The 7,783-nt window shown below is 74.4% G+C and carries 8 protein-coding genes and 1 pseudogene; 8 read left to right on the forward strand and 1 reads right to left on the reverse strand.

Annotation, left to right across the window (positions count from 1 at the left end; all coding sequences use genetic code 11):
• From G3I53_RS00430 to G3I53_RS00445, 4 genes and pseudogenes are all read left to right on the forward strand, one after another.
• Positions 1 to 102: pseudogene (locus G3I53_RS00430) on the forward strand (HAD family hydrolase); the annotation flags it as partial.
• A 119-nt stretch (positions 103 to 221) separates the two neighbouring features.
• Positions 222 to 1,265: an iron chelate uptake ABC transporter family permease subunit gene (locus G3I53_RS00435; RefSeq protein WP_164333715.1), complete on the forward strand. Its 1,044-nt coding sequence runs from the start codon at positions 222 to 224 to the stop codon at positions 1,263 to 1,265.
• Entirely contained in the window at positions 1,262 to 2,299 is a 1,038-nt protein-coding gene (locus G3I53_RS00440; protein WP_164333716.1) for an iron chelate uptake ABC transporter family permease subunit, read from the forward strand. The genes G3I53_RS00435 and G3I53_RS00440 overlap by 4 nt, the downstream gene beginning before the upstream one ends.
• Positions 2,296 to 3,228, forward strand: coding sequence for an ABC transporter ATP-binding protein (locus tag G3I53_RS00445; protein WP_203591729.1), 933 nt, complete (start codon positions 2,296 to 2,298; stop codon positions 3,226 to 3,228). Before G3I53_RS00440 ends, G3I53_RS00445 begins: the two co-directional genes overlap by 4 nt.
• A gap of 54 nt (positions 3,229 to 3,282) precedes the next feature.
• Here the strand turns inward: G3I53_RS00445 and G3I53_RS00450 are convergent, their stop codons facing one another.
• A complete protein-coding gene (locus G3I53_RS00450) occupies positions 3,283 to 3,630 on the reverse strand; it encodes a sterol-binding protein (RefSeq protein ID WP_164333718.1) in 348 nt (115 codons plus the stop codon).
• A gap of 42 nt (positions 3,631 to 3,672) precedes the next feature.
• Between G3I53_RS00450 and G3I53_RS00455 the strand changes: the two genes are divergently transcribed.
• From G3I53_RS00455 to recN, 4 genes are all read left to right on the forward strand, one after another.
• Positions 3,673 to 4,017, forward strand: coding sequence for a hypothetical protein (locus G3I53_RS00455; protein ID WP_164437912.1), 345 nt, complete (start codon positions 3,673 to 3,675; stop codon positions 4,015 to 4,017).
• Positions 4,018 to 4,024: 7 nt separating this feature from the next.
• A complete protein-coding gene (locus G3I53_RS00460; protein ID WP_164332990.1) occupies positions 4,025 to 4,840 on the forward strand; it encodes a TlyA family RNA methyltransferase in 816 nt (271 codons plus the stop codon).
• Positions 4,837 to 5,742: an NAD kinase gene (locus G3I53_RS00465; RefSeq protein ID WP_164332989.1), complete on the forward strand. Its 906-nt coding sequence runs from the start codon at positions 4,837 to 4,839 to the stop codon at positions 5,740 to 5,742. Before G3I53_RS00460 ends, G3I53_RS00465 begins: the two co-directional genes overlap by 4 nt.
• Before the next feature lie 175 nt (positions 5,743 to 5,917).
• Positions 5,918 to 7,636 carry a DNA repair protein RecN gene (recN, locus tag G3I53_RS00470; protein WP_164347098.1) on the forward strand — a complete coding sequence of 573 codons (1,719 nt, stop codon included), beginning with the start codon at positions 5,918 to 5,920 and terminating at the stop codon, positions 7,634 to 7,636.
• The last annotated feature ends 147 nt before the right edge of the window (positions 7,637 to 7,783 follow it).

Below are 7,783 nucleotides of genomic sequence, written 5' to 3' on the forward strand. Positions count from 1 at the left end.
CTGGACGGGCTGCGCGCCTTGTGCGCGGCGGCCTGGAGCGCGGCCGGTGACGGTGTGTGCGCGCTGGACGCGGACAAGGCGCTCGCGCGGCTCGGGCTGTGAGCGGCGGGGCGCCGCCCGGCGGTTGGCGGTGCCCCGGTCGCGCCGGGCCCTGTCCGGCTTGCCTGGAAAGGGAGTTCCGGGGATCGTGATCCAATGGCAGGGTAGGCTAACCTAACCGCGTGTTGGTCGAGAGTCCCCCAGAACAGCGCGCGGCCCCTGCCCCCGCGCCCCGCAACCGTCGGGTGATGCGCGCCGTCGGGCTGCCGCTGTCCGTCGTGGTCCTGCTCCTCGTCGCGGCGGCGAGCATCGCGATCGGGGCCAAGGAGCTGTCCCTGGAGCAGGTGTGGCACGGCCTGTTCCACGCGTCGGACACCTACGGGGACGTCGTCGTCGCCGACCGGCTGTCCCGGACCCTCCTCGGCGTGCTGGCCGGAGCGGCCCTCGGCCTGGCCGGAGCGGTGCTCCAGGCCCTCACCCGCAACCCGCTGGCCGACCCGGGACTGCTCGGCATCAACGCGGGCGCGTCAGCGGCGGTCGTCACCGCCATCACCTTCTTCGGCGTCACCTCGCTGTCGGGCTACGTGTGGTTCGCGTTCGGCGGGGCGGCGGCCGTCGGGGCGCTGGTGTGGTTCCTCGGCGGCAGCCGGAGCGCGACGCCGGTGCGGCTGGTGCTCGCCGGCACCGCCATCACCGCGGCGCTGTTCGGCTACCTCCAGGCCGTGATGATCCTCGACGACGCGGCCCTGGGGAAGATGCGCTTCTGGACGGTCGGGTCGCTGGCCGCGGCGAACGACGCGACCATCGGGCAGGTGCTGCCGTTCCTGCTGGCCGGCACGGGCCTGGCGCTGGCGCTGGCCCGCCCGCTGAACGCGATGGCCATGGGGGACGACACCGCGAAGGCGCTGGGCGCCAACCTGAACCGCACGCGGGCGCTGTCCATGCTGGCCGCGACGGTCCTGTGCGGGGCCGCGACCGCCGCCTGCGGACCGATCGTGTTCGTGGGCCTGATGGTGCCGCACGCCGTGCGGTCCTTCACCGGACCCGACCTGCGCTGGATCCTGCCCTACGCGGCGATCCTGTCGCCGGTGCTGCTGCTCGGCGCCGACGTGCTCGGCCGGGTCGTGGCGCGGCCCGCGGAGCTCCAGGTGGGGATCGTCACCGCGGTCATCGGCGGCCCGCTCTTCATCTTTCTGGTACGACGGCGGAGGACGGCCCAGCTGTGAAGACCAACCGTGCGGTGCGCACCCCCGGCGGGCTCTCGGTCCGGCTGGACGTCCGCGCCACCGTCGTCGTCGCGCTGCTGATGCTCGCGGCGCTCACCGCGAGCGTCGTGCTGATCGGCACCGGCGACTTCCCGATCCCGGCCGCGGACGTGGTGCGGACCCTGTTCGGGGAGGGCGACGCGGGCCAGGAGTTCATCATCACCGAGCTGCGGCTGCCGCGGGTCCTGGTCGGACTGCTGGTGGGTGCCTCGCTCGGCCTGGGCGGTGCGCTGTTCCAGTCCATCTCCCGCAACCCGCTGGGCAGCCCGGACGTGCTGGGGCTCGGGCAGGGCGCCACGGCCGGCGCGCTCGTCATGATCGTGCTGTTCTCCGGCTCGGCCGGCCAGGTCGCTCTCGGGGCCCTGGTCGGCGGGCTCGTGACCGGGTTCGCCATCTACGTCCTCGCCTGGAAGCGGGGCGTGCACGGATACCGGCTGGTCCTGGTCGGCATCGGCGTGTCGGCGATCGTCACCGCGGTCAACGGCTACCTGCTGACCAAGTCGGACATCGTCGACGCCGCCCGGGCGATCGTCTGGATCACCGGTTCCCTCGACGGCCGGGACTGGGCCCAGGTGTGGCCGCTGGCCGCCCTGTGCGCGGTGCTCGTCCCGCTGGTGCTGTCCCAGGCGCGGGGCCTGCGGCTGATGGAGATGGGCGACGACATCTCCTACGCCCTCGGGGTGCGGGTGGAGCGCGTGCGGCTGCTGCTGATGCTGTCGGCCGTGCTGCTGACCGCCTCGGCGACCGCCGCCGCCGGGCCGGTGGGCTTCGTGGCGCTCACCGCGCCGCAGCTGGCCCGCCGTCTCACCCGCTCGCCGGGGCCCAACCTGGTCGCCTCCCTGTGGATGGGCGCGGCCCTGCTGGTCACCGCCGACTGGATATCCCAGCGGGCGTTCGGCGCCGACCAGCTGCCGGTGGGCGTGGTCACCGGCGTGCTCGGCGGTGTCTACCTGCTGTGGCTGCTGGTGAGCGAACGCCGGGCGGGCCGGATATGAGCGCGCGGAGCACCGACCGCAGCGGACTGAACAACCGAAGGAGCACCGTGAACCGACTGTCCGCCGAGAACGTCACCCTCGCCTACGACCAACGCGTCATCGCCGAGCAGCTGTCGGTGGAGATACCGGACAACTCCTTCACGGTGATCGTCGGGCCCAACGCCTGCGGCAAGTCGACCCTGCTGCGGGCGCTGTCCCGGATGCTCCGGCCGCAGCAGGGCCGGGTGCTGCTCGACGGGCAGCTCATCCAGTCGATGCCCGCCAAGAAGGTAGCCCGCACCCTCGGCCTGCTGCCGCAGTCGTCCATCGCGCCCGACGGGATCACCGTCGGTGACCTCGTCGGCCGCGGCCGCTACCCGCACCAGGGCCTGCTGCGCCAGTGGTCGGCGGAGGACGAGCGGGTCGTCCAGGAGTCGATGGCCCGCACCGGTGTCGGCGACCTCGCCGACCGCCACGTCGACGAGCTGTCCGGCGGCCAGCGGCAGCGGGTGTGGATCGCGATGGCGCTCGCCCAGCAGACGCCGCTGCTGCTGCTCGACGAGCCGACGACCTACCTGGACATCCACCACCAGATCGACGTCCTGGACCTGTGCGCGGAACTGCACGAGGAACACGGGCGCACCCTGGTCGCCGTGCTGCACGACCTCAACCACGCGGCCCGCTACGCCACCCACCTCATCGCGCTGCGCGAGGGGCAGGTCGTCGCCGAGGGCGCGCCCCGCGACATCGTCACCGCCGGACTCGTCGAGGAGGTCTTCGGGCTGCGCTGCCAGATCATCGACGACCCGGAGACGGGCACCCCCCTGATCGTCCCGGCCGCGCGCCGGTCACGCTCCGCCGCGGCCACCGGCCGCGAGGCGCGGTCCGGGACGGCACGCACCGCGAAGACGGAGACGGAGGCGAAGGAGGAGACGGCCAAGGCGTCCTGAACGGGCCCCGGAGCGGTTCGGGACCCGGCGGACCGGCCGGTCCGGCCGGTCCGGCTACAGGAGCTTGCGGAGGTGGAACAGGTCGCGCAGGCCCGCCTCCAGCCGCACCCGGCCCGAGCCCCAGGCGCGGGCGAAGTGCAGGTCGCCGCCGACCAGGGCCAGCAGGTCGTCACCCGTCATCGCGAGCCGTATCTGCGCCTTCTCGCGCGGCGGGCCGGGGTGGGTGTCGTGGACGTGGATGCGCCCGCCGCCGAGCCGGCCGGTGAAGGTCACGTCCAGGTCGGTGATGTGGCAGCTGACGGAGCGGTCCAGGGCGGCGGCCGCGCGCACGTCGCCCCGTGCGCCGCTCATGGAGTCCGAGAGCTGGTCGAGTGCCGCACGGCACTCCTCGATCGTGGCCATCGCGGACGACGGTACCGCAGGCGTTCGCGGTAGCGTCGGGGCATGAACGACGCAGTGCCGCAGACCGGCGCCGGCCCGGCACCCGAGCAGGGGACCGGGCCCCAGGCGTCGCCGGAACGGGACACCGGCGCGCCGCCGGCCGAGCCCCGTCCCGCACCCGACCACCACCCCGCCGGGCCCGCGCCGCTGGGTGTGCCACGCGAGGACACCGGCGCCCCCGAGGTGGACGCCCTGCTCGGGCGGCTGGCCGACGCCGACCACCTCACCACGGACGGCCACCTGGAGGTGTACGAGGATGTACACCGGGGGCTGCGCGACACGCTGACCGCGCTCGACGCCCGCCCGGGACCCCCCGCACCCCCGTCGGCACACGGACACAGGAGCTGAACCGAACGTGGCAGGAGTCGCACGCCGCCGTCTCGACGCGGAGCTGGTACGCCGCAGGCTCGCGCGCTCGCGTGAACACGCCGGGCAGCTGATCGCCGCCGGGCGGGTCACCGTCGGCAAGACCGTTGCGACCAAGTCCGCCACCCAGGTGGAGACCGCCGCCGCGATCGTCGTCGCCGAGGACGCCGGGGACCCGGACTACGTCTCGCGCGGCGGCCACAAGCTGGCCGGCGCCCTCGAGGCGTTCGTGCCCGGCGGGCTGGTCGTCGAGGGGCGGCGGGCGCTCGACGCCGGCGCCAGCACCGGCGGCTTCACCGACGTCCTGCTGCGGGCCGGCGCGGCCCACGTGGTCGCCGTGGACGTCGGATACGGCCAACTTGCCTGGTCTCTCCGCAACGATGAACGCGTCACCGTCAAGGACCGTACGAACGTACGGGAGTTGACGCTCGAGGCGATCGATGGGGAGCCTGTGGATCTTGTCGTGGGGGATCTGTCCTTCATTCCGCTGGGGCTGGTGCTGCCCGCCCTGAAACGGTGCGCGCGGCCGGACGCCGACCTCGTGATGATGGTGAAGCCGCAGTTCGAGGTGGGCCGGGAACGGCTGGGCAGCGGCGGTGTCGTGCGCAGCCCGGAACTGCGCGCCGAGGCCGTGCGCGGCGTCGCGGCCACGGCGTGGGAGCTGGGGCTCGGCGCGAAGGGCGTGACGGCCAGTCCGCTGCCCGGACCGTCCGGGAATGTCGAATACTTTCTGTGGCTGCGGGCCGGGGCTGGTGCGCTCGACGCGGCCGACGTTGACCGTGCTGTGGCGGAGGGGCCGCGTTGACCCAGAACCGAGCTCGTACTGTTTTCCTGCTCGCCCACACCGGGCGGCCCGCGGCCATCCGCAGTGCGGAACTGGTGGTCAAGGGACTGCTGCACTCCGGGCTCGGCGTGCGGGTGCTGGAGGACGAGGCGCGCGACCTGCCGCTGCCCGGCGACGTGGAGACCGTCAAGGAGGCCACCCCGCAGAGCCTGGACGGCTGCGAGCTGCTGATCGTGCTCGGCGGTGACGGCACCCTGCTGCGCGGCGCCGAGTTCGCGCGGGCCTCCGGGGTGCCCATGCTGGGCGTCAACCTCGGCCGGGTCGGCTTCCTCGCCGAAGCCGAGCGGGACGACCTCGACAAGGTCGTCGACCGCGTGGTGAGCCGGGCCTACGAGGTCGAGGAGCGGATGACCGTCGACGTCGTCGTGCACCGCAACGGTGACATCGTGCACACCGACTGGGCGCTCAACGAGGCGGCCGTGCAGAAGGTGTCCGCCGAGCGGATGCTGGAGGTCGTGCTGGAGATCGACGGGCGGCCCGTGACCGGGTTCGGCTGCGACGGCATCGTCTGCGCGACCCCCACCGGATCCACCGCCTACGCGTTCTCCGCCGGCGGCCCCGTGGTGTGGCCGGAGGTCGAGGCGCTGCTGATGGTGCCGATCAGCGCCCACGCGCTGTTCGCCAAGCCGCTGGTGACCTCCCCGGACTCGGTGCTCGCGGTGGAGATCCTGCCGCACGTCCCGCCGGGGGTGCTGTGGTGCGACGGACGGCGGACCGTGGAGCTGCCGACCGGCGCCCGGGTCGAGGTGCGGCGGGGTGCGGTGCCGGTCCGGCTGGCCCGGCTGCACCACGCCTCCTTCACGGACCGGCTGGTCGCGAAGTTCGCCCTCCCGGTGTCCGGCTGGCGCGGCGCCCCGCACTAGCAACTGCCCCGCGGCCCGAAGGAGTGGTTCCGCACCGCCGCCGACATCGGCCCGTTCGTGCCCGTTCGCGCTGTTCTGCGGGCCCCCGGGACACGTCCACTCCTGTGGGTGAGGGGGGTGGGCCGCTCGCACGGGCGGGCCCGGACCTCGTAAGGTCTTCAGCGTGTTGGAGGAGATGCGGATACGGTCGCTCGGAGTGATCGACGACGCTGTCGTCGAGCTCTCGCCAGGCTTCACGGCCGTCACCGGTGAGACGGGGGCGGGCAAGACCATGGTGGTCACCAGCCTCGGGCTGCTGCTCGGCGGGCGCGCGGACGCGGCCCTGGTGCGGATCGGGGCCCGCAACGCGGTCGTCGAGGGCCGGATCGCGGTGCCCGCGGACGCCGCTGCCGTCGTGCGCGCCGAGGAGGCCGGGGCCGAGCTCGACGACGGGACGCTGCTGATCAGCCGTACCGTTTCCGCCGAGGGGCGCTCGCGGGCCCACCTGGGCGGCCGGAGCGTGCCCGTGGGCGTGCTCGCCGAGCTGGCCGACGAGCTGGTCGCCGTGCACGGCCAGACCGACCAGCAGGGGCTGCTGAAGCAGTCGCGGCAGCGGCAGGCGCTCGACCGGTACGCCGGATACGCGGTCGCCGTGCCGCTGGGCAAGTACACCGAGGCGTACCGGCGGCTGCGCGCCGTCTCCGCGGAGCTCGAGCAGATCACCACCCGCGCGCGGGAGCGGGCCCAGGAGGCGGACCTGCTGCGGTTCGGGCTCGACGAGATCGCCGCCGTGGAGCCGAGGGCCGGCGAGGACGTGGAGCTGGCGGAGGAGGCCGAGCGCCTCGGCCACGCCGAGGCGCTCGCGTCGGCCGCCGCGGCCGCGCACGCCGCGCTGGCGGGGAACCCGGAGGATCCCGAGGGCGTCGACGCCGGGACGCTCGTCGCGGGCGCCCAGCGCGCCCTGGAGGCCGTGCGGGCGCACGACCCGGCGCTGGCCGCGCTCACCGACCGGATCGGCGAGATCGGCATCCTGCTGCGCGACGTGGCGGGGGAGCTGGCGGGCTACGCCGACGACCTGGAGGCCGATCCGCTGCGGCTGGCGGCCGTCGAGGAACGGCGGGCCGCGCTGACCGGACTGACCCGCAAGTACGGCGAGGACGTCGGCGCCGTGCTGACCTGGGCCGAGCAGGCGGCGGCGCGGCTGACCGAGCTGGACGGCGACGACGAGCGGATCGGCGAGCTCACCGCCGAACGCGACGCGCTGCGCGCCGAACTGGGCGAGCTGGCCCGGACGCTGTCCGAGGCGCGGGCCGAGGCCGCGGAGCGGTTCGCGGCGGCCGTGACGGCCGAGCTGGCCTCCCTGGCGATGCCGCACGCGCGGGTCTCCTTCGACATCCGGCAGACCGAGGACCCCGAGGGCGTCGAGGTCGGCGGCCGCACGGTCGCCTACGGGCCGTCGGGCGTCGACGAGGTCGAGCTCCTGCTCGCCCCGCACCCCGGCGCGCCGGCCCGGCCCATCGCCAAGGGCGCCTCGGGCGGTGAGCTGTCCCGGGTGATGCTGGCCGTGGAAGTGGTGTTCGCGGGCACGGACCCGGTCCCGACGTACCTGTTCGACGAGGTCGACGCCGGTGTCGGCGGCAAGGCGGCGGTGGAGATCGGCCGGCGCCTGGCGCGGCTGGCGAAGACCGCGCAGGTCGTGGTGGTGACGCATCTGCCGCAGGTGGCGGCGTTCGCCGACCGGCAGCTGCTGGTGGAGAAGACCGACGACGGGTCGGTCACCCGCTCCGGTGTGAAGGTGCTCGAAGGCGAGGAGCGCATCCGGGAGTTGTCCCGGATGCTGGCCGGGCAGGAGGACTCCGAGACGGCCCGGGCGCACGCGGAGGAACTGCTGGAGACGGCCCGGGCGGAGGTCTGACGGGCCGTCCGGGCGGGGTGCCTATGCTGACCGGATGACCGGTCGCCCTCCGCACGGGACCTTCGCCGCACTCGCCGCCACCGCGCCCACCGCCGTCGCGGCGGGAGCCGTCACCCGGCTGGCAGCGGCCGCGCTGCGGGCCCGGCC

It is taken from the genome of Streptomyces sp. SID14436 (assembly GCF_010548465.1).
Lineage (GTDB): Bacteria > Actinomycetota > Actinomycetes > Streptomycetales > Streptomycetaceae > Streptomyces.

Bases quoted from the DNA above. Each gene is read 5' to 3' on its own strand.
- G3I53_RS00445 (WP_203591729.1), top strand. From the start codon at position 2,296: ATGAGCGCGCGGAGCACCGACCGCAGCGGACTGAACAACCGAAGGAGC.
- G3I53_RS00450 (WP_164333718.1), bottom strand. From the start codon at position 3,630: ATGGCCACGATCGAGGAGTGCCGTGCGGCACTCGACCAGCTCTCGGAC.
- G3I53_RS00455 (WP_164437912.1), top strand. From the start codon at position 3,673: ATGAACGACGCAGTGCCGCAGACCGGCGCCGGCCCGGCACCCGAGCAG.
- recN (WP_164347098.1), top strand. From the start codon at position 5,918: ATGCGGATACGGTCGCTCGGAGTGATCGACGACGCTGTCGTCGAGCTC.